Below are 22,464 nucleotides of genomic sequence, written 5' to 3'. Positions count from 1 at the left end.
CGACGCTCCATGCGGGGCGCGCAGACATGTCGGGCGCTGCTAATGCGCGCGAGTTTTTCTAGGGTGAGCAAAGTTGCAATTGCCAGAACTGATCGAGACCACGGTCGAAGGCCTGGGTTACGAGCTGGTCGATCTTGAACGCGCCGGCGGCGGTTTGCTGCGTGTCTACATCGACAAGCCGGAAGGCATCACGATCGATGACTGCGAGACGGTGAGCCGTCAGCTCTCGCATGTCCTGATGGTCGAGAACGTCAATTACGACCGACTCGAAATATCGTCGCCGGGGCTGGATCGTCCGCTGCGCAAGCTGCGTGACTTCGAGCGTTTTGCCGGTGCGGAAGTGAGTCTTACGTTGCGTGTGCCGCTTGAAGGCCGCAAGCAGTTTCGCGGCATCCTGCAGGCACCGCAAGGCGAAAATTTGAGCCTGGAGTTCGAAGGCAAGGGCGGCCCGGCGCTGCTCGATTTCACCCTCGCGGATATTGACCGTGCGCGCCTAGTGCCGCAGATTGATTTTAGGAGTCGCAAACGATGAGTCGCGAAGTATTGCTGTTGGTCGATGCGCTCGCGCGCGAAAAGAACGTCGACAAGGATGTCGTGTTCGGCGCGCTGGAAGCAGCATTGGCTTCGGCCACCAAGAAGCGCTACACCGAAGACGTCGACATTCGCGTGCACATCGACCGTGAGTCGGGCGAGCACGAGAGCTTCCGTCGCTGGCTGGTAGTGCCGGACGAAGCGGGTCTGCAGGAGCCGGACAAGCAGATTCTGTTGTTCGAAGCCAAAGAAGAAAACCCGTCGATCGAAGTCGACGAATTCATCGAAGAGCCGGTGGAATCGCTGGAATTCGGTCGTATCGGTGCGCAAGCGGCCAAGCAGGTCATTCTGCAACGCATTCGCGATGCCGAGCGCGAGCAGATTCTGTCGGACTTCCTCGAGCGTGGCGAAAAGATCATGACCGGTACGGTCAAGCGTCTCGACAAGGGCAACCTGATCGTCGAGTCGGGCCGTGTCGAAGCGTTGCTGCGTCGCGATCAACTGATTCCGAAAGAAAACCTCCGTATCGGTGACCGCGTTCGCGCTTACATCGTGAAGGTCGACCGTACGGCACGTGGTCCGCAAATCGAACTCTCGCGCACGGCGCCTGAATTCCTGATCGAGCTGTTCGGCATGGAAGTGCCGGAAATCGAGCAGGGACTGCTGGAGATCAAGTCGGCTGCCCGCGATCCGGGCGTGCGCGCCAAGATCGCTGTCGTGGCATACGACAAGCGTATCGATCCGATCGGCACTTGCGTGGGCATTCGCGGCACGCGTGTGCAGGCGGTGCGCAATGAACTGGGCGGTGAGAACGTCGATATCGTGCTGTGGTCGGAAGACCCCGCACAGTTCGTGATCGGCGCGCTTGCGCCGGCGGCGGTGCAGTCGATCGTCGTGGACGAAGAAAAGCACAGCATGGATGTCGTCGTCGACGAGAACGAACTGGCCGTGGCGATTGGTCGCAGTGGTCAGAACGTGCGCCTCGCGTCGGAGCTGACCGGCTGGCAAATCAACATCATGACGCCGGATGAATCGGCCGAGAAGCAGAACGAAGAACGCGGCACGCTGCGTACGTTGTTCATGCAGCGTCTGGATGTGGATGAAGAAGTGGCGGACATCCTGATCGAGGAAGGCTTCTCGAGCCTGGAAGAGATCGCCTACGTGCCCCTGAACGAAATGCTCGAGATTGAAGCATTCGACGAGGATACGGTGCATGAGCTGCGCAATCGTTCACGCGACGCACTGCTGACGCAGGCGATTGCCACCGAGGAAAAGGTCGAAGGTGTTGCCCTCGATCTCAAGAGTCTCGATGGCATGACGCCCGAGTTGCTGGCCAAGTTGGCCGAGCATGAAATTCAGACGCGCGATGATCTGGCCGAGCTGGCTGTCGACGAACTGACCGAGATGACCGGCGTCGACGAAGAAGCTGCGAAGGCACTGATCATGAAAGCGCGAGAGCACTGGTTCCAATGATGACCTGCCCCGGCATGCATATGGAACAGTGAACTTTGAAGTTAACCGCAAGGCGCCTGGCCTTGCTTGAAGAGGTTTGAATGGCGAGCATCAACGTAGCCCAATTTGCTGCAGAACTGAAAATGCCGGCCGGCGTGTTGCTGGAGCAACTCAAAGCCGCCGGTGTAGACAAACTCAGCGCCGACGATTCGCTGACGGAAGCCGACAAGGCCCGTCTGTTGGAGCACCTGCGCCGGTCCCACGGCGCTGGTGACGGCGACAAAAAGAAGATCACTCTGACGCGTCGCCAGACCTCGGAAATCAAGCAAGCCGACGCGACCGGCAAGGCGCGCACGATTCAAGTCGAAGTGCGCAAGAAGCGCACCTTCGTCAAGCGTGACGACGTGGCGGAAGGCGCGGACAACGCGGCAACTGCCGCCGCCGAAGACGAAGCCCTTCGTCAGCGTGAGGAAGACGCACGCCGCGAAGCGGAGCGTCTGGCGGCGGAAGCGGCCGAGCTCAAGCGTCGCCAGGAACAACTGGAACGCGAAGAAGCCGAACGCCGCGAGCGCGAAGAAAAGGAAGCGGCCGAGCGCCGCGCCCGTGAGGAAGCGGAGCGCGTTGCCGCAGCGGCCAAGGCGGCCGAAGAGCAGAAGGCGAAGGCCGAAGCCAAGGCTGACGTTCAGGCCGAGGCCGTGTCGAGCGTTGACGCCGAAGCGGCTTCCAGGGCCGACGCAGAGAAGGCTGAAAAGGCCGAGCAGGCTGAAAAGGCGGCAGCGGCCAAGGCCGACGCCGAGCGCGAGCAGGCCCGCAAGGCCAGCGAAGACGCGCGTGCGGCTGCCGAAAAGGCGAGCGCGGCTGCCGACAAGGCGCGTGCCGAAGAAGAAGCCATTCGCAAGCGTCGTGCTGCGGCGGAAGCCGAAGCGCGTGCGATTCGCGAAATGATGAATGCACCGCGTCGCGTGCTGAAGGCACCGGAGCCGGCACCCGCTGCCGCCGCCGCGCCCAAGGCTGAAGCGAAGGGCACGCTGCACAAGCCGGCCAAGCCGGAAGGTGCCACCAGCGCCAAGCCGGCAGACAAGAAGCCGGCAGCCGCAGCGCCGGCATCGACGACGGCCGGTGCAGCCGACAAGAAGGACAAGAAGGGCGGCGCGTGGCAGAAGGATGCCGATAACCGCAACAAGCGTGGCGGCATGAAGACGCGCGGCGACGCGAGCGGTGGTTCGGATGGTTGGCGCGGCGGTGGTCGTGGTGGCCGTCGTGGCGACCGTCACTCGCAGGATGGTCAGGCATTCCAGGCACCGACCGAGCCGGTGGTGCGTGATGTGCACGTGCCGGAAACCATCAGCGTTGCCGATCTCGCACACAAGATGTCGGTCAAGGCCGCAGAAGTCATCAAGTTGATGATGAAGATGGGCCAGATGGTGACCATCAATCAGGTGCTGGATCAGGAAACGGCAATGATCGTGGTGGAGGAACTTGGCCACCGCGCGATCGCTGCAAAGCTGGACGATCCGGAAACGCTGCTGGACCTGGGCAACGAAGCGAAGGAAGTCGAATCGCTGCCGCGTCCTCCGGTGGTCACCGTGATGGGTCACGTCGACCACGGCAAGACCTCGCTGCTGGACTACATCCGTCGCGCCAAGGTGGCGTCGGGCGAAGCCGGTGGCATTACGCAGCACATTGGCGCATATCACGTGGAAACGCCGCGCGGTACGGTGACGTTCCTCGATACGCCGGGTCACGAGGCCTTTACGGCCATGCGGGCTCGCGGTGCGCAGGCGACCGACATCGTGATTCTGGTGGTGGCGGCAGACGACGGTGTGATGCCGCAGACGAAGGAAGCGATCGCTCACGCGAAGTCGGCCGGCGTGCCGATCGTGGTGGCGATCAACAAGATCGACAAGCCGGAAGCCAACCCGGACCGCGTGAAGCAGGAACTCGTGGCCGAGGGTGTGGTGCCGGAAGAGTACGGTGGCGATTCGCCGTTCGTGCCGGTGTCGGCCAAGACAGGTACGGGTATCGACGATCTGCTCGAGAACGTGCTGCTGCAAGCCGAAGTGCTGGAGCTGAAGGCACCGGTCGACGCCCCGGCCAAGGGTATCGTGATCGAAGCCAAGTTGGACAAGGGTAAGGGTCCGGTGGCAACGATTCTGGTGCAGTCGGGTACGCTCAATCGTGGCGACATGGTGCTGGCCGGTCAGGCTTACGGCCGAGTGCGTGCCATGCTGGATGAAACCGGCAAGAGCGCGAAGGAAGCGGGTCCGTCGATCCCTGTGGAAATTCAGGGCCTGTCGGAAGTCCCGGGCGCCGGTGAAGAAGTGCTGGTGGTGCAGGACGAGCGCAAGGCGCGTGAAATCGCGCTGTTCCGTCAAGGCAAGTTCCGCGACGTGAAGCTGGCCAAGCAACAGGCCGCGAAGCTCGAGAACCTGCTCGAACAGATGACCGAAGGCGAAGTCAAGACGCTGCCGTTGATCATCAAGGCCGACGTGCAGGGTTCGCAGGAAGCGCTGGCGCAATCGCTCAACAAGCTCTCGACGCCGGAAGTGCGCGTGCAGATCGTGCACGCTGCGGTCGGTGGCATCAGCGAAAGCGACGTCAACCTGGCAACGGCTTCGAAGGCGGTCATCATCGGCTTCAACACGCGTGCGGATGCACTGGCACGCAAGCTGGCCGAGTCGAACGGTATCGACATTCGTTACTACAACATCATCTACGACGCCGTGGATGAGGTGAAGGCGGCGATGTCGGGCATGCTGGCGCCGGAGAAGAAGGAAGTGATCACCGGTCTCATCGACGTGCGCCAGACGTTCAGCGTGCCGAAGATCGGGAAGGTCGCCGGCTGTATGGTCCTCGACGGCTTCGTCAAGCGTTCGTCGCACGTGCGCGTGTTGCGCGACAACGTGGTCATCTATACGGGCGAGCTGGATTCGCTCAAGCGCTTCAAGGATGACGTGAAGGAAGTCAAGTCCGGCTTCGAGTGCGGTCTGTCGGTGAAGAACTTCAACGACATCACGGAAGGCGACCAACTGGAAGCGTTCGAAATCACGGAAGTTGCGCGCTCGCTGTAACGCGATTTGCACAACGGATGTGGAATGGCCCACCAAGCCGGGAAACCGGTGGCGTGGGCCATTGCATTATTAGCGAGTAAGTTATGGCAAAGAAACGTGGTGTTCCGGGCCGCAATCTTCGTATCAACGACCAGATCCAGCGCGATCTGTCGGAGTTGATTCAACGCGAAGTGAAGGACCCGCGCATTGGTCTGGTCACGCTGCAAAGCGTGGAAGTGACGCCGGACTATGCGCATGCAAAAGTGTTTTATACGACGCTGACCGGCGATCCGAAGGCAACGGGCGAGGCGCTCAACGAGGCGGCCGGCTATCTGCGCAATCTGCTGTTCAAGCGGTTGCATATCCACACCGTGCCGACGTTGCACTTCCACTTCGACCAGTCGATCGAGCGTGCCATCGAGATGTCGCGACTGATCGATACGGCCAACGCGACGCGCGCGAAAGAAGAGGCCGGCGAAGGCGACGCACCGGACAGCGACAAGGAAGACGACGGCAAGTAAGCTGTCGATTGACGACGGACGACGCAGCCTGCCGGGTTCGCCGATGGCGAGCCCGGTGGTGCTGCGATGCCTGAGCACGTATCACGCGTGCGAGGGTTCGACACCCACAAGAATCTCTCAAGCCATCCCCGCATCATGACGGACCCGCGTTCGCAGGCACCCCGCCAAAAACTCCCTCGTTTCGCCCTTGATGGCGTGTTGCTGCTGGACAAGCCGCTGGGCTTGTCGTCCAACGACGCACTGATCAAAGCCAAGCGCCTGTTGCAGGCATTGAAGGCCGGGCATACGGGCACGCTCGACCCGTTGGCGACCGGTTTGTTGCCGTTGTGCTTCGGCGAGGCGACGAAGTTCTCGCAGGATTTGCTGGAAGCCGACAAGACTTACGAAGCGCGTGTGCGTCTGGGCGAAACCACGACGACGGGCGATGCGGAAGGGGAGGTGTTGCTCACGCGTCCCGTAACGGTGGACGAAGCGGCGATTCGCGCCGTGCTGCCGCGCTTTACGGGACCGATCTCTCAGGTGCCGCCGATGTACTCGGCGCTCAAGCGCGACGGCAAGCCGTTGTACGAATATGCGCGCGCAGGACAGACGCTTGAGCGTGAAGCCCGCGAGGTCACCATCCATCTGCTGGAAGTGACGGCATGCGCCTTGCCCGATGCCGCCGAGTTCACCTTGCGCGTGACATGCAGCAAGGGCACGTATGTGCGCACGCTGGCGGAAGACATCGGCGAAGCGCTGGGCTGCGGCGCGCATTTGCGCGCGCTGCGGCGCACGGCGGTTGGCCCGCTCACGTTGGATGGCGCGCTCACGCTCGAGGCGCTTGCCGCGCTCGATCACGCGCAGCGGGTGGCCGCGCTGGCCCCGGTCGATGCCCTTCTGAAGACGCTACCGACCATCTGGCTCGATGAAACGCTCGCCAGGCGCTTCGCACACGGGCAGCGTCTGCGTCTGGATGAAACACGTTGTCCTCAGCCGCTGCGCGAATGCGCCGCGGGACATGACGACATCGAGGTGAAGGTCTATGCCGAAGCCGTCGGCGACGCCCCGGTGCGCTTGCTCGGCGTCGCGCGGCTCGATGCGCAAGCGTTGCTCACACCGCAGCGCCTGCTCAAGACGCAGTGAGCGGCGGTGCGGTGTCGCCGCACCTCGCCGCCTCATGACCGACGCCCTTAGTTGGCGACGTTCTCCGGCTTGAGTTCAACGATGGCGTCCAGCGCTGCCTTGACGTCCATGGCGTACTTCGCCAATGCCTTTTGTTCTTCTGTCTTCGGCTCGAAGGACGGCACGCTGACCGGGTGGTTGCTCTCGTCGACGGCGACGAACACCATCAGGCAGTCGGTCGTCTGACGCAGCTCGCCCCACTTGGGATCGCCGGCGTGCACCGAGACATGGATGTGCATGCTGGTGCGGCCCGTCGCCACGATACGTGCGCGCAGCTCCACGAGATTGCCCACCAGAATCGGACGGCGGAAGCGGATGTTGCCGACGCTGACCGTTACACAATAGCGGCCCGACCAGGTGGCGGCGCAGGCATAGGCCACTTCGTCGATCCACTTCATGAGCGAGCCCCCGTGCACCTTGCCACCGAAATTGACGGCGGCCGGCTCGGCCAGAAAGCGGAAAGTGACTTCGGAGCGTTCGCTTTGATTCTGCGGGGTATTCATGATGTCTGTTTTGCGGGCTGATGGTTCTTTCCCGGCCGCAGTCCGTTCGCGGAGCCACGGGTCGGGGAATGCGCAATGATACTGCGATTGCGTAAGGCGTGCCGGCGCGTCACGCAGCGCCTTCGTCCTTGTCATTTCCCGCGGTTTCCCTCGGATTGGCAGCGCTTGAGTCGGTGTAACGGCCCCGGTCGATACGCGAAGCGCAAGAATATACAAGCGTCAAACGGTCGTTTTTCGATATCCTGCCAACCCGGTGGATTCACCGGAAATAACGTGGTTCAAGCAGGAGTGTTTGTGTCTGGAATGTCTTCTTCGGCTGCATCGTCACAGCAGTCGGATGTCAAACTCGAAGTGGCGCGCGGTATGCGCGCTTCATTGCCGGTGATGTTGGGTTTCGTGCCGTTTGCGATGGTGCTGGGTGCACAAGCCGCGCAAAAGGGCATGCCGGCGTTTCTCGTCCCGCTCATGACCGGGCTCAATTTTGCAGGGGGCTCCGAGTTCACGGCAGTGCGCTTGTGGACATCGCCGCCGCATCTTGCGCTGATCGTCGCGATGTCGTGCCTGGTCAATGCGCGTCATATTCTGATGGGTGCTGCGCTCGCGCCGCTCATGCGGCATGTGCAATTGCGTCGCGCGCTCGCTTCGTTGTTTTTGATGTGCGACGAAAGTTGGGCGATGGCGCTCACCGACGTGAAGGCGCGGGGTGCCGACCGGGTCAGTCTGCCGTACTACCTCGGCGTTGCCGTGAATCTCTGGCTGACGTGGATAGCCTTTACGGCGCTTGGCGCCGTGCTCGGGCCCGTGCTTGGCGACATCGAACAATACGGCTTCGACATGGCGTTCACCGCCGTCTTCCTTGTGTTGCTCAAAGGGATGTGGCGCGGTTGGCGCAAGAGCCTGCCGTGGCTGGTCAGTCTCGTTGCCGCAGCGTTGACTTACCTTTATGTGCCGGGGGCGTGGTACGTCGCGGCGGGGGCGTGCGCCGGGTTGGTGGCAGCGATTCTGATGGAGCCGCGCGATGCCTGACCTCACGCTGCTTCTGCCGCTGGCGACCGTCGCCCTGATGGCAGTCACGACCTACGCCACGCGTATCGTCGGCTTTCTCGTGCTGCGCGATCGTACCCTGAGCCCACGTGTGCGCGCCGTGATGGAGAGCTTGCCCGGCTGTGTGCTCATTTCGGTGATCGCGCCGTCGTTCGTCGCCGACCGGCCTGCCGATTTGATGGCGCTGGCGCTGACGTTGCTCGCCGCCATGCGATTCTCGCTGCTGCCGACGGTGATCCTCAGTATCGTTGTGACCGGCGCATTGCGTTATCTCGTCGGTTGACACGCACCGACCGGCGACGTCTCTTCTTCAATAAAAAAACCCCGCTAACATCAGCGGGGTTCAAGAAGTGCCCGGTAGTACAGAGCAGGGCCGGGCACTCGGGGGGAAGACTTGGCTTCAGTGGGCGCCGGCCGCGGCGTCTGCGCCACCGCCGCCCTTCATCGGGCGCGTAATCCACACCATCGCGATCATCAGCACGAACAGCAGCGCCGAGATCCAGAAAATGTCGTTGGCACCGAGCATGGCCGACTGCTGCGTGACCAGGCGGTCGATGTAACCGTGGGCCTGCGGCGTCGTCATGCCGAGCTGATTGAGGCTCTCTACCGAGGCGTTGAACGTCGGATCGTAGGGTGTCAGATGCTCCGTCAACTGCGCGTGGTGCAGGGTGATCCGGTTGTCCCACATGGTGGTCGCGATCGATGTGCCTACAGCACCGCACGTAATGCGCACGAAGTTCGACAGACCTGCCGCGGCCGGAATGCGATGTGCCGGCAACCCCGACAGAATGATGGCCGTGAGCGGGATGAAGAACATCGACATCGGCACGCCCTGCAGGAACGTCGGAATCATCAGCGTGCGCGTATCGACGAGCGTGTTGAAGTGCGAGCGCATCACGAATACCAGCGCGAACAACAGGAACGAGACAGTCACGACCCAGCGGGCATCGAGCTTTGGCAGTGTCTTGCCGATGATCGGCGACAGAATGATGGCGAACAGACCCACCGGCGCCATCACCAGACCGGCCTCGGTCGCCGTGTAGCCAAGGTAGATCTGCAACCACTGAGGCAAGATCACCAGATTGCCGAAGAACAGACCGTAGCCTACCGAGATGGCCACCACGCCGCCGGTGAAGTTGACCCGCTTGAAGAGCGTCAGGTCGACCACCGGATGCTTCTCCGTGATCTCCCAGATAACAAAGAAGCAGAACGACACCAGGGCCACGAGCGCGAGCGCGACAATGGTCGACGAATTGAACCAGTCGAGTTCCTTGCCCTTGTCGAGCATCACCTGGAGCGAGCCGACCCACAACACCAGCAAGGCCAGCCCGACCTTATCGATCGGTTTGCGTTGCGTTGGCGTTTCGCGCTTGGCGTAGATCAGCCACGTGACATACGCGGCGGCAATGCCGACCGGAATGTTGATGTAGAAGATCCATGGCCAGCGGTAGTTGTCCGAGATCCAGCCGCCGAGAATCGGGCCCATCACCGGGGCGACCAGCGTTGTCATGCCCCATAGCGCCAGGGCCATCGAACTCTTCGCGGGCGGATAGCTCGAGAGCAGCAGCGATTGCGAGAGCGGGATCATCGGCCCGGCGACGGCACCTTGCAATACGCGCGCTGCGAGCAGGATTTCGAGCGTGGGCGCCATACCGCACAACCACGAGGCCAGCACGAACAGCAGGATCGACGTGATGAACAATCGCACCGCGCCGAAGCGCTCGGTGAGCCAGCCCGTGAGCGGCACCGAAATGGCGTTGGCGACGGCAAACGACGTAATCACCCACGTGCCCTGGCTCGACGAGACACCGAGGTCGCCGGAGATGGCGGGAATCGATACGTTGGCAATCGATGTGTCGAGCACGTTCATGAACGTGGCGAGCGACAACGCGATGGTGCCGAGTACCAACTGGCCCCCCGACAGGGGGCCAGGAGCGTTTTGAGTTGCCATGAGATGTCAAAGGGGGTGGGGGGCACCCCCCTCCGCTTTACAGGGGACGTGCGCGAGCCGGCTGATTGCGCGTGTCGCTGGCGCCGCCGTTGCCAGAGGCAGCCGCAGCACCCGCGTTTTCGGTGATGATCTTGGCGACGATGTCGTCGGCGTCGTGGCCGACCTTGTCGTACACGTCGGTCGAGTACACCGGCAGCGTCGGGGCTTCACCCAGCTCCTTGCCGTCCGTGTTGCGTACATTGACCTTGACCTGCATCGACAGACCGACACGCAGCGGGTGCTGTTGCAACTGCTTTGCGTCGAGCGCAATACGCACCGGCAGACGTTGCACGACCTTGATCCAGTTACCCGTGGCGTTTTGCGCCGGCAGCAGCGAGAAGGCGCTGCCCGTGCCTGCGGAGAAGCCGGCGACGGTGCCCTTGTACTCGACCGACGAACCGTACACGTCGGCCGTGAGCGTCACGGGCTGACCCACGCGCATGTGCGCGATCTGCACTTCCTTGAAGTTGGCGTCCACCCAGACTTCGTTGAGCGGCACCAGCGCCATGAGCGGGGCGCCCGTCGCTACGCGCTGGCCGACCTGCACCGAGCGTTTGGCCACGTAACCATCCACAGGCGCCGGGATCGACGTGCGGGCATAGTCCAGATAGGCCGCGCGAACCTGGGCGGCGGCCTGCTGCACATTCGGATGCGTGGTCACCGAGGTCTTGTCGGTGAGCGCCTTGTTCGACACCAATTGCGCACGCGCCTGTTCGAGCGAGGCTTGCGCCGCCTTCACGGCGTCCTGAGCGTGGGCCAGCTCTTCACGCGAGACGGCGCCCGTGGCAATGGCCATTTCGCGACGCTTGACGTCGGCCTGCGCCTTGGCCAGTTCCGATTCGCGCATGGCTACCGTGGCGGCGTAAGCGTCGTTGTTCACGAAATACGTGCGCACCTGACGCACGGTCTGCGCCAGATTGGCTTCGGACTTCAGCAACGCCACGCGGGCGTCGGTCTGGTCCAGCGTGACCAGCGGTTGGCCGGCTTTGACCATCTGCGTATCGTCGACCTTCACGCCGGTGACCGTGCCCGCCACCTGCGGTGTGATCTGCACCACGTTGCCCGCGACATATGCGTCGTCGGTGTCTTCGTAGTAACGCGCGTACAGCGCGTAATAGGCACCGTAGCCGATCGCCGCAATGGCAATCACGGCCGTCAGCGTCAGCATCATGCGGCGGCGTTTGCCATTGCTCTGGGCCGGCTGGGCAGGCGCTTGTTGTTGGTTATCGCTCATCATTTGCTCCGTACTAATCTCTCAATGTGCCGTGACGTTGTCTTGTCTGTTTTGTGTGGCGTGTATCGGGTGTCTGGCGCTCAGTGCGTTTGTGCGGCGTCGCCGTCAGTCGTTGCCGAGCGCTCCTGCCCCACGACGAGGCCCGATGCCTGTGCATCGAATCCACCGCCCAGTGCCTTGATCAGGCCGATCTGCTGGTCGCGTCGCGCACTGTCGATATTCACGCGCGCCTGTTCCTGCGCGAGCAATGACGATTCGGCGGTGAGCACGGTCAACTGCGGGGTGAGGCCAGCCTTGTAGCGATCGATGGCCAGGTCGTAGGCGCGTTGTGCGGCGTCCTGTGCCACGCGCTGCGACACCATCTGCTTATCGGCAGAACGGATCGACGACATGCGATCGGCGATGTCACCAAGCGCTTTGTTGAGTGTCGAGTCGTAGTTCGCCACCGCACTTTCATAGGCGGCGTATTGGCCCTTCAGATTGGCGCGCAGACGGCCGCCGTCGAAGATCGGCAGCGAAATCACGGGGCCGGCCTGCATATTCTGGCTGCTCGGATCGATCAGCTTGCCCAGCCCGAAGGTGGAGAAGCCGAAGGCGGCGTTGAGGTTCACATCGGGATAGAAGCGTGCCTTGGCGACGTCCACGCCCTTGAGCTGCGCTTCCACGCCCCAGCGCGCCGAGACGATGTCCGGGCGGCGGCCGAGCAGGGCGAGCGGCAGATTGTCAGGCAGGGCCGGGGTCGGCAATTGGGCAAGTTTCGGCGGTGCAATTTCCAGTCCGCGGTCCGGACCTTTGCCGAGCAACACGCCGAGTTGATGGCGCGTGAGCAGAATCTGACCGTCGAGCTGTGCGATTTGCGTCTGAATGTCGGCGCTGTTGCTGTCGGCCTGTTTCTGCTCGACTTGCGTGTCGAGACCGGCGCGCACACGGTCCGCCGTGAGCTTGCCCAGATTCTGGCGTTGCTTGCTGATGCGATCGAGTACGTCATGCAGCGCGTACTGCTGCGCGAGCTGGTTGTACGAGCGCGCCACCGCCGTCGCCAGCGCGAGTCGCACTTCCTGATCTTCGGCTTCTTCGGCACGCTCGGCCGACGTGGCCTGCGCGCGCGCCGACCGGTTCTTACCCCACAGGTCGAGTTCCCACGACAGCGAGGCCGTCAGATCGCCCTGCGTGAACCACGTACCGCCGTAGCCCGGCGGATAGATGGTGTTTTCCGTGAACTGGGTGCGGTAGACGTCGCCCGAGAAGTTGACCGACGGCAGCAACGCTGCGGCTGCCCCTTCGGTCTGCGCCTGCGCTGCCTTCAAGCGGGCGGCGGCCATGGCCAGATCGGGGTTGCCGGCAAGGGCTTCGTCGATCAGCGAGACGAGTTGCGGATCGCCAAAGCGCTGCGCCCAATCGGTGCCCGGCCATTGGCCGCCCTCGGAGGGCAGGCTGCGCTGGGTCTGATACTGATCGGGAGTGCTGATCTGCTTGTCGCTGTGGATGCCGGCGAAGTTCGCGCAACCGGCAAAGCCCAGCGTCGCAGCCGCCAGACAGAGGGCGGAAATCGCTGAGCGGGCCCGCAAACGCGGGAGTAACGGTGAGGCCGCTTTCATCGCAAAACCTTTACGAGTGAAGTCTTGTACTGACAATAATCGGGAATCGGGCAGTGACGAGGTATGAAATAGTGGACTCGTCATGCTTTTCTGGGGCGGATCGGAACGGTTTTCGCCGTCACCCCGATTCGCCGTTGGCGATCACTCGCCGTAACAGACTCTTCAGAAAGCCCACTTCCTCCACGGAAAAACCGCGCATCAGATGGTCGGCGGCACGCACGAAAATGTCGGGCATCCGGTCGGCCATGGCGTATCCGGCTTCGGTCGCACTCAGATTCACCGTGCGGCGGTCCATCTTGCTGCGCTCGCGGACCAGCAAACCGTGGGCTTCCAACCGGTCGAGCAAGCGCGTGACCGCGCTCGCGTCGATGCAGTAATCACGGGCCAGATCGGCTGCCGTCTTGCTCTTGCCCGTCGCCACCTTATAGAGCATGGTCGCCTGCGTGCTCGTCAGGCCGTACTGCGAGGTTTCCTTCGTCAACTCGGCCATGATCAGCTGACGCACCCGGGCAACGAGATACCCGAGGGAATCGTCAATGTCGTATGCGTTGCGGGGAGGGTCGCTCTGGGGGGGCGTCCGGCTGCGACGTGGGCGTCGTAGCGGAGAGGGTGACGGGCGGTTCGCTCATTTTCGTGCTGCTGCAATGGTTGACTAGTCACGATTATAGCGTCCACTTAATAAATTTCAAGGCCATGCAATAGTTGACTAGGCAAATATTTCGTCAAAAATTAGATTGTTTGCTCTATCTTGGTGCGCGACGGTAGGAAATGGACGGGGAAGGGTGACGAGGAATTCGTGACGAAGGTGAGTCAAAGCGGCACACCGTTGTTGCATTGCAGAAATGCCATGACGTGAGACATGCGCAAGTGGTAGAATCGCTGATTCTCCAAAGGCTTTTTCGAGCACCTCTTTCATGACCCGCGCTCTCCGTAATATCGCCATCATCGCGCACGTCGACCACGGCAAAACCACGCTCGTCGACCAGTTGCTGCGCCAATCGGGCACTTTCCGCGAAAACCAGCAAGTTGCTGAACGCGTGATGGACTCGAACGACATTGAAAAAGAGCGCGGCATCACGATCCTCGCCAAAAACTGCGCCGTCGAGTACGAAGGCACGCACATCAACATCGTCGATACCCCGGGACACGCGGACTTCGGCGGTGAAGTGGAACGTGTGCTTTCGATGGTCGATAGCGTGTTGTTGCTCGTCGACGCCGTCGAAGGCCCGATGCCGCAAACGCGCTTCGTGACCCGCAAGGCCCTGGGCCTCGGTCTGAAGCCGATCGTCGTGGTCAACAAGATCGACCGTCCGGGTGCACGTCCGGATTGGGTGATCAACCAGACGTTCGATCTGATGGACAAGCTCGGCGCAACCGACGAGCAGCTCGACTTCCCGATCGTCTACGCGTCGGCCCTGAACGGGTTCGCGAGCCTCGACTCGGAAGTGCGCGGAGGCACGATGAAGCCGTTGTTCGACGCGATTCTCGAACACGTGCCGGTTCGCGAAGCCGACCCGGAAGCGCCGCTGCAATTGCAGATCAGCTCGCTCGACTATTCGACGTTCGTTGGTCGTATCGGTGTGGGCCGTATCACGCGTGGCCGTATCAAGCCGGGTCAGCAAGTCGTGATGCGCTTCGGCCCGGACGGCGAAGTGCTCAAGCGCAAGATCAATCAGGTGCTGACGTTCCGTGGCCTCGAGCGCGTGATGTCGCCGGAAGGCGCGGAAGCGGGCGACATCGTGCTGATCAACGGGATTGAAGACGTGGGTATCGGCGCAACGATTTGCGACGTCGACACGCCGGAAGCCCTGCCGCTGCTGACGGTGGATGAGCCGACGCTGACCATGAACTTCTGCGTGAACACGTCGCCGCTGGCGGGCCGTGAAGGCAAGTTCGTGACGAGCCGTCAGATCCGCGATCGTCTGCACAAGGAACTGAATCACAACGTGGCGCTGCGTGTGAAAGATACGGCTGAAGACTCCGTCTTCGAAGTGTCTGGCCGTGGCGAACTGCACCTGACGATTCTCATCGAGAACATGCGTCGCGAAGGCTATGAACTGGCCGTGTCGCGTCCGCGCGTGGTGCTCAAGGAAATCGACGGTGTGAAGCACGAGCCGTATGAAATGCTGACCATCGACCTGGAAGACGAACACCAGGGCGCGGTCATGGAAGAAATTGGCCGCCGCAAGGGCGAAATGCTGGACATGGTGTCGGACGGCCGTGGCCGTACCCGCCTCGAGTACCGCATTCCGGCTCGCGGCCTGATCGGCTTCCAGGGCGAGTTTCTGTCGATGACCCGTGGCACGGGCTTGATGAGCCACATTTTCGACGCCTACGCCCCGCTCAAGGATGGTACGTTGGGTGAGCGCCGCAACGGCGTGTTGATCTCGCAGGACGACGGCGCTGCCGTGGCCTACGCACTGTGGAAGCTGCAAGATCGCGGCCGCATGTTCGTGTCGCCGGGCGACGCGCTGTACGAAGGCATGATCATCGGTATCCACAGCCGTGACAACGACCTCGTGGTCAACCCGATCAAGGGCAAGCAGCTGACGAACGTGCGTGCGTCGGGTACCGACGAAGCCGTGCGTCTGGTGCCGCCGATCGCGATGAGCCTCGAATACGCCGTCGAATTCATCGACGACGACGAACTCGTCGAAGTCACGCCGCAGACGATTCGCCTGCGCAAGCGCTACCTCGTGGAACACGAGCGCAAGCGCGCATCGCGTGAGCAGAAGTAAAACCGGCGATGGTGTCGCGGCGTAGCGGATAACGATCCGCTGCGTCGACGCTAATCTGTTGGAAAGAAAGCCGGTGCCTCTCGCACCGGCTTTTTTTGTTTCCGTTGTGGTTTCTGAGATGCGGTGCATGCGTGCCCGCATGCTGTCGATAGCCCCCGAGAGGACGACGTCGCACGCGCGTCCGTTCCGTTGACATTTCTGAAGCACTCGCCAGACATGACCGAATTTGTTCGAACCGAAATCCGCGGCCGTATCGGCTTTATCACCCTGACTCGCCCGAAGGCGCTCAATGCGCTCTCGCATGACATGATTCGTGCGATGGCATCAGCACTGGGCGATTGGCGTGACGATCCCAAGGTGCTGGGCGTTGTGTTGCAAGGCGAAGGCGAGAAGGGGTTGTGTGCGGGTGGCGACATTCGTTATTTCCATGAGGCCGTGAGCGCGGGGCGCACCGACATCATGGATTTCTTCACTGACGAATACACACTGAATTACACGATTGCCACGTATCCGAAGCCCTATATCGCGCTGATGGATGGCGTGGTCATGGGCGGCGGCATGGGTATCTCGCAAGGCGCCGCATTGCGTATCGTCACCGAAGCGACGCGAATGGCAATGCCGGAGACGGCGATCGGCTTGTTCCCCGACGTTGGCGGTGGGTTCTTCCTCGCGAATCTCGCGGGACATCTCGGCGAGTATCTCGGCACGACCGGCATTGTGTTCGGCGCGATCGATGCATGCGAGATCGGCCTCGCCGACGTTGTCGTGCCGCGTGCCTCACTGCCCGCGCTGTGCGAGTTGCTGGCAAATGGCGAATGGCAGGACAGCGAGGCGGTGCTCAACGCTGCGCGCACGTTCGCCCGAGACTGTCTTGCTCCCGCCGGTCTGGCGCCAGGCAAGCTCGCACCGTTGCGCGATGTGATCGACAGTCACTTCGGCCTGTCGGACATGCCGGCCATCCTGAAGTCGCTCAAGCACGAAGCGCGTTGCGAATACTCAGGATGGGCACAGGAGACGGAACACTTGCTGCGCAGCAAACGCTCGCCGTTGATGGTGTGTGTCACGCTGGAGCAGGTGCGTCGTGCACGCAAACTCTCGTTGGCCGATGATCTGCGTGAAGAGTGGCTGATGATGCGCAGCGTCTTCAACCTCGATGGCCGTACCGGCGCGGAGAGCGTCGAGGGCATTCGTGCGTTGGTTGTCGACAAAGACCATGCGCCGCGTTGGCAGCATGCCGATATCGAGTCGGTGAAACCCGCCGACGTCACGCGATTCTTCGAGGGCGATCGCTCGGGCGCGGACAACCCGCTGCGTCAACTCGGTCAGTAAGTCCTGCTGCGGCGTGTGGCGGCGGGTCTATCCGAAGCCTATACCGCTGCCAGGCAGAATTGCTCGCCGACGGCCTGATCGAGCTTGCGGCAGATGTCGGCAATGCTGCCGACCATCACGATATGCGACACGTCGCGATACACGCGCACGTCATGACGCTCGTGAGCCGTATCCGTCTCGTGTGCATCGCGACGCTGAAGTTCGCGCACGTTGCGCGATGCCTTGATCGCTTTCCCCGAGGGGCATACGCGACGCGTTGCCGACGCCACGGCAGCCGTGAGCGCGCGGGGCAGCGCGGTGGTACGCGAGCGTGCCGGCACCGTATAGGAGCGAGCGACAACGGGTGCTGAAGCGAACGGGCCAGACAGCGCCGAGAGTCCATATACGGCCGACATCCGGGCCTGTGACGACACGCGCACATGCGGTTGACTAAAAGACGTACGCAGCAAACCAAAGAGTCGAGCCATGATGCGATCCTTGTTCCAATGTGGGTCTGAGGGGCGCGTCCTGCCGCGTATTTCGCGAATCGCGGGCGCAGCAGGGCACGGGCGCCGGACCCAGCCCGGCGCAGTCGGAAATACAAATCTTCAGGGAGTGAGGCGCTGCGCGATGGCGCGCAGTCCCCGGATTCGCGCTTAGAGGTCGTTGTTGCGGATCAGGCCGACCGCAATCCCTTCCAGCGCGAAGTCGCCGCTACCTTCGTCGACGTTGATGTTCTCGAAGTCGGGATTCTCGGCGATCAATTCGACGCCACCCGGCACGCGATGAAAACGTTTGACGGTGACATCGTCGCCAAGACGTGCCACGACGATCTGACCTTCGCGAGCGTCGGCGGCCTTTTGCACGGCCAGCAGATCGCCATCGAGAATGCCTGCGTCGCGCATCGACATCCCGCGCACCTTCAACAGGTAGTCGGGCTGACGCGCGAACATGTTCGGGTCGCACTGGAAGTTGCGCTCAATGTGTTCCTGCGCGAGGATCGGGCTGCCGGCAGCCACGCGCCCGACGAGCGGCAGCGACAACTGCATCAGGCCCATGTGCGGCAAGGTGTACTGGTGCACACCGCCGGCTTCATCCAGACGCTTGAGGCGAATGCCACGCGACTGACCCGCTGCCAGTTCGATCACCCCTTTGCGCGCCAGCGCCCGCAGGTGCTCCTCCGCGGCATTGGCGGAAGAGAAGCCGAGTTCGGCTGCGATTTCAGCGCGCGTTGGCGGAAAGCCGGTGCGCTCAATCGCTTGTCGGACCAGTTCGTAGACCTGCTGTTGACGTGCGGTAAGTTTGATCATGGCATCACTGTATGGAAGCACAGGTGGCTGTATTTTTGTACAGTGTTTGCAAAAAGGCAAGGGAAAACTTCAAGTAGTGCGTGAAGTTCTTGCCGTTCGGCATCAGTCTGATGCTGCAATGTCCAGCCATGAAGGCTTCTGGCGCACCGGACCTGCCGTCAAACGCAGGACACGGCAAGCGCGCGGACGGTCTTTCTCGCATTAATTGACAAGGGGACGAGGGCGCTGACGGCCGTCGGAGAGGGCGCCGAGCCCATTTGAGCCGCCAAAATCGACGGCTCAGCACGATTTCTCTAATCCTTATTCCGGCATAAACAAAAGAAAAAATATTATTTTTAATTATTTAGCCGCCCTCATAGACTGGCCTCCTACACACGAGAAGCAAACAAGGAGTGCAAGTCATGAGCAAAGCAGCACGGGGATGGAAAGCTAAAAAGCTGGTGGTCGCTCTGGGCGGCCTGGCACTGGCCGCCGGCATGACGATTCAGGCGCAGGCGGCAAGCCTGTCGTTGCTCAACGTGTCGTATGACCCGACGCGTGAGCTGTACGCGGACTACAACAAGGCTTTCGAAGCCCATTACAAGCAGACCAGCGGCGACACGGTGACGGTGAAGGCCTCGCACGGCGGCTCGGGCAAGCAAGCCCGTACCGTGCTCGATGGCGCGCCCGCCGACGTTGTCACGCTCGGTATCTCAGCCGATATCGACGAACTGGCACAGGCCGGTCTCGTGAACAAGGACTGGCAGAAGCGTCTGCCGGACAACGCCACGCCGTACACCTCCACGATCGTGCTGCTGGTGCGCAAGGGCAACCCGAAGGGCATCAAGGACTGGGGCGACCTCGTCAAGCCCGGCATCAGTGTGGTGACGCCGAACCCGAAGACGTCGGCCGGTGCCCGCTGGAACTATCTCGCCGCATGGCTCTACGCGCTCAAGCAACCGGGCGGCAACGAGCAAAAGGCGCAGGACTTCGTCAAGGCGCTCTACAAGAATGTCGGCGTGCTCGACTCGGGCGCCCGCGGCGCGACCACGACCTTCGTGGAACGCGGCATCGGCGACGTGCTGATCGCCTGGGAAAACGAAGCGCTGTTGTCGGTCAAGGATCTCGGTCCGGACAAGTTCGACATTGTGGTGCCGTCGTCGTCGATTCTGACGGAGCCGCCGGTGGCCGTGGTCGACAAGAACGTCGACAAGCACGGAACCCGCAAGGCTGCCGAGGCCTACCTGCAATGGCTGTATTCGCCGCAAGGTCAGGAAATCGCTGCGAAGCACTTCTATCGTCCGCGCTCGCCGGAAATCGCGAAGAAGTATGAGTCGCAATATCCGAAGCTCAAGCTCTACACCGTCGACGCCGATCTTGGCGGCTGGACGAAGACGCAGGCCAAGCACTTTGCCGACGGCGGCATCTTCGACCAGATCTACACCAAGAAATAACGTCAAGACGACAGGGACCTCCGCATGAGTACCGCACTGTTTCCCCTCTGGCGCAAGCCGAGTGCCTTGCCGGGCTTTGGCCTGACGATGGGCTACACCGTCGCCTACCTGAGTCTCGTGGTGCTGGTGCCGTTGCTGATGGTCTTCATCAAGGCAAGCTCGCTCGACTGGGCGAGCTTCGTCGCCGCAGTGGGTTCGCCGCGCGTGTTGGCGTCGTATCGCCTCACGTTCGGCATCTCGCTGGCGGCCGCCATCCTCAACGCCATCTTCGGTTTCATTCTGGCGTGGGTGCTGGTGCGCTACACGTTCCCGGGCAAGCGTTTCGTCGACGCGCTGATCGACCTGCCGTTCGCGTTGCCCACGTCGGTGGCCGGCATCGTGCTCGCGGCGATCTATGCGCCGAACGGCTGGATCGGTCGCTGGTTCGAGCCGCTCGGCATCAAGATCGCCTTCACGCCGCTGGGCATTTTCGTGGCGCTCACGTTCATCGGATTGCCGTTCGTGGTGCGCACGCTTCAGCCGGTACTCGAAGAGTTCGAGCGCGAGCAGGAAGAGGCCGCCGCGTGCCTGGGTGCGACACGCTGGCAGACGCTGCGTCACGTGATTCTTCCGGCCGTGCTGCCTGCGCTGCTGACCGGTTTCGCGCTGGCCTTTGCGCGTGCCGTGGGCGAATACGGTTCGGTCATCTTCATCGCCGGCAACATTCCGATGGTCTCGGAGATCACCTCGTTGCTGATCGTGACCAAGCTCGAACAGTTCGACTACGCAGGCGCGGCGGCACTGGCCGTGGTGATGCTGGTGATCTCGTTCGTGTTGCTGCTGTTGATCAATACCCTGCAATGGTGGCTGCAACGCCGTCATTCGGGCCGGCGCGCCAGTGGCGTGTGATGTCGGAAAACGAAAGAGAACGTTTCGATCATGTCAGATTCACTCGCACTGTCGCGCAACCTGCCGCAAGCCACCAAGGCTCGTAACGCCGATCCGACCGACGAGCCCGCGCTCGTCAAGGCCGTGCTCATTGGCGTGGCGCTGCTGTTCTTCGCATTGTTTCTGGTGTTGCCGCTCGCGTCGGTCTTCGTCACCGCGTTGGGCAAGGGCTTCGCCGCTTACTGGGATGGCCTGACGAACGACGACGCCCTCTCCGCCGTTCGCCTCACGCTGCTGATCGCGCTCATTGCCGTGCCGCTGAATCTGGTGTTCGGTGTGGCGGCGTCGTGGGCGATCGCGCGCTTTGATTTCAAGGGCAAGAGCGTGTTGACCACGCTCATCGATTTGCCGTTCTCGGTCTCGCCGGTGATCGCGGGGATGACGTTCCTGCTGATCTTCGGCCGTCAGGGACCGATCTGGGACTTTCTCGACGCGCACAACCTGAAGGTCGTGTTCGCGCTGCCGGGGCTGGTGCTCGCGACGGTGTTCGTCACGTTCCCGTTCGTCGCGCGTGAATTGATTCCGCTCATGCAGGCGCAGGGGAGTGAGGAAGAAGAGGCCGCGCGCGTGTTGGGCGCCAGCGGCTGGCAAGTGTTCACGCGCGTGACACTGCCGAAAATCAAATGGGGCCTGCTGTACGGCGTGATTCTTTGTAACGCCCGCGCAATGGGCGAGTTCGGTGCCGTGTCGGTCGTCTCCGGCCACATTCGCGGTGAGACGAACACGTTACCGCTGCATGTGGAAATTGAATACAACGACTACCACACGGTGGGCGCGTTCGCGGCGGCATCGATTCTCGCGCTGCTGGCACTCGCCACGCTGGCCCTGAAGCTCTGGGCCGAACGCAAGCTGGCGCAGGACAAGGCCGCGCGTCGTGAAGACGCCGTGGTGGCCTGAGCGGACATCGCATCGAGGAGCAAGACAATGAGTATTCAGGTACAGCAGGTTTCGAAGCGTTTCGGCGATTTTGCGGCGCTCGACGACGTCAGTCTCGAATTTCCCACGGGCGAACTCGTCGCGCTGCTCGGGCCGTCCGGCTGCGGCAAGACCACGCTTCTGCGCATCGTCGCGGGCCTTGAGTTTGCCGACGCCGGTCGCGTCGTGCTCAATGGCGAGGACGTGGCGTCGGTCGGCACACGCGAGCGTCAGGTCGGTTTCGTGTTCCAGCATTACGCGCTGTTCCGTCACATGACGGTGTTCGAGAACGTGGCGTTCGGCCTGCGCGTGAAGTCGCGCCGCGACCGTCTGTCGGACGCGCAGATTCGCAACAAGGTGCATGAATTGCTCGGCCTCGTGCAACTCGACTGGCTGGCCGATCACTACCCGGCGGAACTGTCGGGCGGGCAGCGTCAGCGCATTGCACTGGCGCGTGCGCTGGCCGTCGAGCCGAAGGTGCTGTTGCTCGACGAACCGTTCGGCGCGCTCGACGCCAAGGTGCGAAAGGAGCTGCGTAGCTGGCTGCGCCGTCTGCACGATGAACTGCACATCACGACGATCTTCGTGACGCACGATCAGGAAGAGGCGCTCGAAGTGGCCGACCGTATCGTGCTGATGAATCGCGGCAAGGTCGAGCAGATCGGCGCGCCGCAGGACGTCTACGACACGCCGGAAAGCGCATTCGTCTATGAGTTTCTCGGCGCCGCAAACCGGTTGTCCGGGGAGCT

Annotated in this window: 20 protein-coding genes and 1 pseudogene; 13 read left to right on the top strand and 8 right to left on the bottom strand. The window is 62.2% G+C overall.

Features of this window, described 5'->3' with window-relative positions:
• Positions 1–73: 73 nt before the first annotated feature.
• From rimP to truB, 5 genes are all read left to right on the top strand, one after another.
• Positions 74–532 (top strand): ribosome maturation factor RimP, encoded by a 459-nt coding sequence (rimP, locus tag PI93_RS17075; RefSeq protein WP_010803774.1) that lies wholly within the window; start codon positions 74–76, stop codon positions 530–532.
• Positions 529–2,004, top strand: a complete 1,476-nt coding sequence (nusA, locus tag PI93_RS17070) for a transcription termination factor NusA (protein ID WP_039371951.1) — start codon at positions 529–531, stop codon at positions 2,002–2,004. Before rimP ends, nusA begins: the two co-directional genes overlap by 4 nt.
• Before the next feature lie 80 nt (positions 2,005–2,084).
• Entirely contained in the window at positions 2,085–5,054 is a 2,970-nt protein-coding gene (gene infB / locus PI93_RS17065) for a translation initiation factor IF-2 (protein WP_039371953.1), read from the top strand.
• A gap of 83 nt (positions 5,055–5,137) precedes the next feature.
• Positions 5,138–5,554: a 30S ribosome-binding factor RbfA gene (gene rbfA, locus PI93_RS17060; RefSeq protein WP_039371955.1), complete on the top strand. Its 417-nt coding sequence runs from the start codon at positions 5,138–5,140 to the stop codon at positions 5,552–5,554.
• A 135-nt stretch (positions 5,555–5,689) separates the two neighbouring features.
• Positions 5,690–6,676 carry a tRNA pseudouridine(55) synthase TruB gene (truB, locus tag PI93_RS17055; protein ID WP_039371957.1) on the top strand — a complete coding sequence of 329 codons (987 nt, stop codon included), beginning with the start codon at positions 5,690–5,692 and terminating at the stop codon, positions 6,674–6,676.
• A gap of 47 nt (positions 6,677–6,723) precedes the next feature.
• Here the strand turns inward: truB and PI93_RS17050 are convergent, their stop codons facing one another.
• Positions 6,724–7,218, bottom strand: coding sequence for an acyl-CoA thioesterase (locus tag PI93_RS17050; RefSeq protein ID WP_039371959.1), 495 nt, complete (start codon positions 7,216–7,218; stop codon positions 6,724–6,726).
• 303 nt (positions 7,219–7,521) lie between these two features.
• Between PI93_RS17050 and PI93_RS17045 the strand changes: the two genes are divergently transcribed.
• Together PI93_RS17045 and PI93_RS17040 are read left to right on the top strand one after the other, a co-directional pair.
• Entirely contained in the window at positions 7,522–8,244 is a 723-nt protein-coding gene (locus tag PI93_RS17045) for an AzlC family ABC transporter permease (protein ID WP_039371961.1), read from the top strand.
• Positions 8,237–8,545 (top strand): AzlD family protein, encoded by a 309-nt coding sequence (locus PI93_RS17040; protein ID WP_039371963.1) that lies wholly within the window; start codon positions 8,237–8,239, stop codon positions 8,543–8,545. The genes PI93_RS17045 and PI93_RS17040 overlap by 8 nt, the downstream gene beginning before the upstream one ends.
• Positions 8,546–8,662: 117 nt before the next feature.
• Here PI93_RS17040 and PI93_RS17035 read toward each other — a convergent pair whose 3' ends face one another.
• From PI93_RS17035 to PI93_RS17015, 5 genes are all read right to left on the bottom strand, one after another.
• Complete coding sequence (locus tag PI93_RS17035) at positions 8,663–10,213, bottom strand: DHA2 family efflux MFS transporter permease subunit (protein WP_039371966.1); 1,551 nt, start codon at positions 10,211–10,213, stop codon at positions 8,663–8,665.
• A 37-nt stretch (positions 10,214–10,250) separates the two neighbouring features.
• Positions 10,251–11,486: an HlyD family secretion protein gene (locus PI93_RS17030; RefSeq protein WP_039372100.1), complete on the bottom strand. Its 1,236-nt coding sequence runs from the start codon at positions 11,484–11,486 to the stop codon at positions 10,251–10,253.
• An 80-nt stretch (positions 11,487–11,566) separates the two neighbouring features.
• Entirely contained in the window at positions 11,567–13,084 is a 1,518-nt protein-coding gene (locus tag PI93_RS17025) for an efflux transporter outer membrane subunit (protein WP_039371967.1), read from the bottom strand.
• Positions 13,085–13,202: 118 nt separating this feature from the next.
• On the bottom strand, positions 13,203–13,622 hold the full coding sequence (locus PI93_RS17020; RefSeq protein ID WP_039371969.1) for a MarR family winged helix-turn-helix transcriptional regulator: 420 nt from the start codon (positions 13,620–13,622) through the stop codon (positions 13,203–13,205).
• Positions 13,623–13,790: 168 nt separating this feature from the next.
• Complete coding sequence (locus PI93_RS17015) at positions 13,791–14,000, bottom strand: hypothetical protein (protein WP_144400338.1); 210 nt, start codon at positions 13,998–14,000, stop codon at positions 13,791–13,793.
• Between PI93_RS17015 and typA the strand changes: the two genes are divergently transcribed.
• On the top strand, positions 13,999–15,822 hold the full coding sequence (typA, locus tag PI93_RS17010; RefSeq protein ID WP_039371972.1) for a translational GTPase TypA: 1,824 nt from the start codon (positions 13,999–14,001) through the stop codon (positions 15,820–15,822). The genes PI93_RS17015 and typA overlap by 2 nt on opposite strands.
• Positions 15,823–16,038: 216 nt before the next feature.
• The gene (locus PI93_RS17005) at positions 16,039–17,151 is read left to right on the top strand and encodes an enoyl-CoA hydratase/isomerase family protein (protein WP_039371975.1); all 1,113 of its coding nucleotides are present in this window, start codon (positions 16,039–16,041) and stop codon (positions 17,149–17,151) included.
• A 38-nt stretch (positions 17,152–17,189) separates the two neighbouring features.
• Here PI93_RS17005 and PI93_RS17000 read toward each other — a convergent pair whose 3' ends face one another.
• Together PI93_RS17000 and lexA are read right to left on the bottom strand one after the other, a co-directional pair.
• Entirely contained in the window at positions 17,190–17,618 is a 429-nt protein-coding gene (locus tag PI93_RS17000; protein WP_039371978.1) for a hypothetical protein, read from the bottom strand.
• 168 nt (positions 17,619–17,786) lie between these two features.
• Positions 17,787–18,440, bottom strand: a complete 654-nt coding sequence (gene lexA, locus PI93_RS16995) for a transcriptional repressor LexA (protein WP_039371981.1) — start codon at positions 18,438–18,440, stop codon at positions 17,787–17,789.
• 401 nt (positions 18,441–18,841) lie between these two features.
• On the opposite strand from lexA, the gene PI93_RS16990 reads away from it, so the two are divergent.
• From PI93_RS16990 to PI93_RS16975, 4 genes and pseudogenes are all read left to right on the top strand, one after another.
• On the top strand, positions 18,842–19,873 hold the full coding sequence (locus PI93_RS16990) for a sulfate ABC transporter substrate-binding protein (RefSeq protein ID WP_039371984.1): 1,032 nt from the start codon (positions 18,842–18,844) through the stop codon (positions 19,871–19,873).
• 24 nt (positions 19,874–19,897) lie between these two features.
• Positions 19,898–20,761 carry a sulfate ABC transporter permease subunit CysT gene (gene cysT, locus PI93_RS16985; protein WP_039371988.1) on the top strand — a complete coding sequence of 288 codons (864 nt, stop codon included), beginning with the start codon at positions 19,898–19,900 and terminating at the stop codon, positions 20,759–20,761.
• Positions 20,762–20,791: 30 nt separating this feature from the next.
• The gene (gene cysW / locus PI93_RS16980; RefSeq protein WP_080759252.1) at positions 20,792–21,697 is read left to right on the top strand and encodes a sulfate ABC transporter permease subunit CysW; all 906 of its coding nucleotides are present in this window, start codon (positions 20,792–20,794) and stop codon (positions 21,695–21,697) included.
• A 27-nt stretch (positions 21,698–21,724) separates the two neighbouring features.
• Positions 21,725–22,460, top strand: a pseudogene (locus PI93_RS16975) (sulfate/molybdate ABC transporter ATP-binding protein); the annotation flags it as partial.
• Positions 22,461–22,464 lie beyond the last annotated feature (4 nt).

The sequence above is a fragment of the Pandoraea fibrosis genome, from assembly GCF_000807775.2.
GTDB lineage: Bacteria > Pseudomonadota > Gammaproteobacteria > Burkholderiales > Burkholderiaceae > Pandoraea > Pandoraea fibrosis.
This window is presented reverse-complemented; position numbering and strand designations above follow the sequence as displayed.

Excerpts from the sequence above, each read along its gene's own strand:
- nusA (WP_039371951.1), top strand. The coding sequence starts at position 529 with ATGAGTCGCGAAGTATTGCTGTTGGTCGATGCGCTCGCGCGCGAAAAG.
- infB (WP_039371953.1), top strand. The coding sequence starts at position 2,085 with ATGGCGAGCATCAACGTAGCCCAATTTGCTGCAGAACTGAAAATGCCG.
- rbfA (WP_039371955.1), top strand. The coding sequence starts at position 5,138 with ATGGCAAAGAAACGTGGTGTTCCGGGCCGCAATCTTCGTATCAACGAC.
- truB (WP_039371957.1), top strand. The coding sequence starts at position 5,690 with ATGACGGACCCGCGTTCGCAGGCACCCCGCCAAAAACTCCCTCGTTTC.
- PI93_RS17050 (WP_039371959.1), bottom strand. The coding sequence starts at position 7,218 with ATGAATACCCCGCAGAATCAAAGCGAACGCTCCGAAGTCACTTTCCGC.
- PI93_RS17045 (WP_039371961.1), top strand. The coding sequence starts at position 7,522 with ATGTCTTCTTCGGCTGCATCGTCACAGCAGTCGGATGTCAAACTCGAA.
- PI93_RS17040 (WP_039371963.1), top strand. The coding sequence starts at position 8,237 with ATGCCTGACCTCACGCTGCTTCTGCCGCTGGCGACCGTCGCCCTGATG.
- PI93_RS17035 (WP_039371966.1), bottom strand. The coding sequence starts at position 10,213 with ATGGCAACTCAAAACGCTCCTGGCCCCCTGTCGGGGGGCCAGTTGGTA.
- PI93_RS17030 (WP_039372100.1), bottom strand. The coding sequence starts at position 11,486 with ATGAGCGATAACCAACAACAAGCGCCTGCCCAGCCGGCCCAGAGCAAT.
- PI93_RS17025 (WP_039371967.1), bottom strand. The coding sequence starts at position 13,084 with ATGAAAGCGGCCTCACCGTTACTCCCGCGTTTGCGGGCCCGCTCAGCG.
- typA (WP_039371972.1), top strand. The coding sequence starts at position 13,999 with ATGACCCGCGCTCTCCGTAATATCGCCATCATCGCGCACGTCGACCAC.
- PI93_RS17015 (WP_144400338.1), bottom strand. The coding sequence starts at position 14,000 with ATGAAAGAGGTGCTCGAAAAAGCCTTTGGAGAATCAGCGATTCTACCA.
- PI93_RS17005 (WP_039371975.1), top strand. The coding sequence starts at position 16,039 with ATGACCGAATTTGTTCGAACCGAAATCCGCGGCCGTATCGGCTTTATC.
- PI93_RS17000 (WP_039371978.1), bottom strand. The coding sequence starts at position 17,618 with ATGGCTCGACTCTTTGGTTTGCTGCGTACGTCTTTTAGTCAACCGCAT.
- lexA (WP_039371981.1), bottom strand. The coding sequence starts at position 18,440 with ATGATCAAACTTACCGCACGTCAACAGCAGGTCTACGAACTGGTCCGA.
- PI93_RS16990 (WP_039371984.1), top strand. The coding sequence starts at position 18,842 with ATGAGCAAAGCAGCACGGGGATGGAAAGCTAAAAAGCTGGTGGTCGCT.
- cysT (WP_039371988.1), top strand. The coding sequence starts at position 19,898 with ATGAGTACCGCACTGTTTCCCCTCTGGCGCAAGCCGAGTGCCTTGCCG.
- cysW (WP_080759252.1), top strand. The coding sequence starts at position 20,792 with ATGTCAGATTCACTCGCACTGTCGCGCAACCTGCCGCAAGCCACCAAG.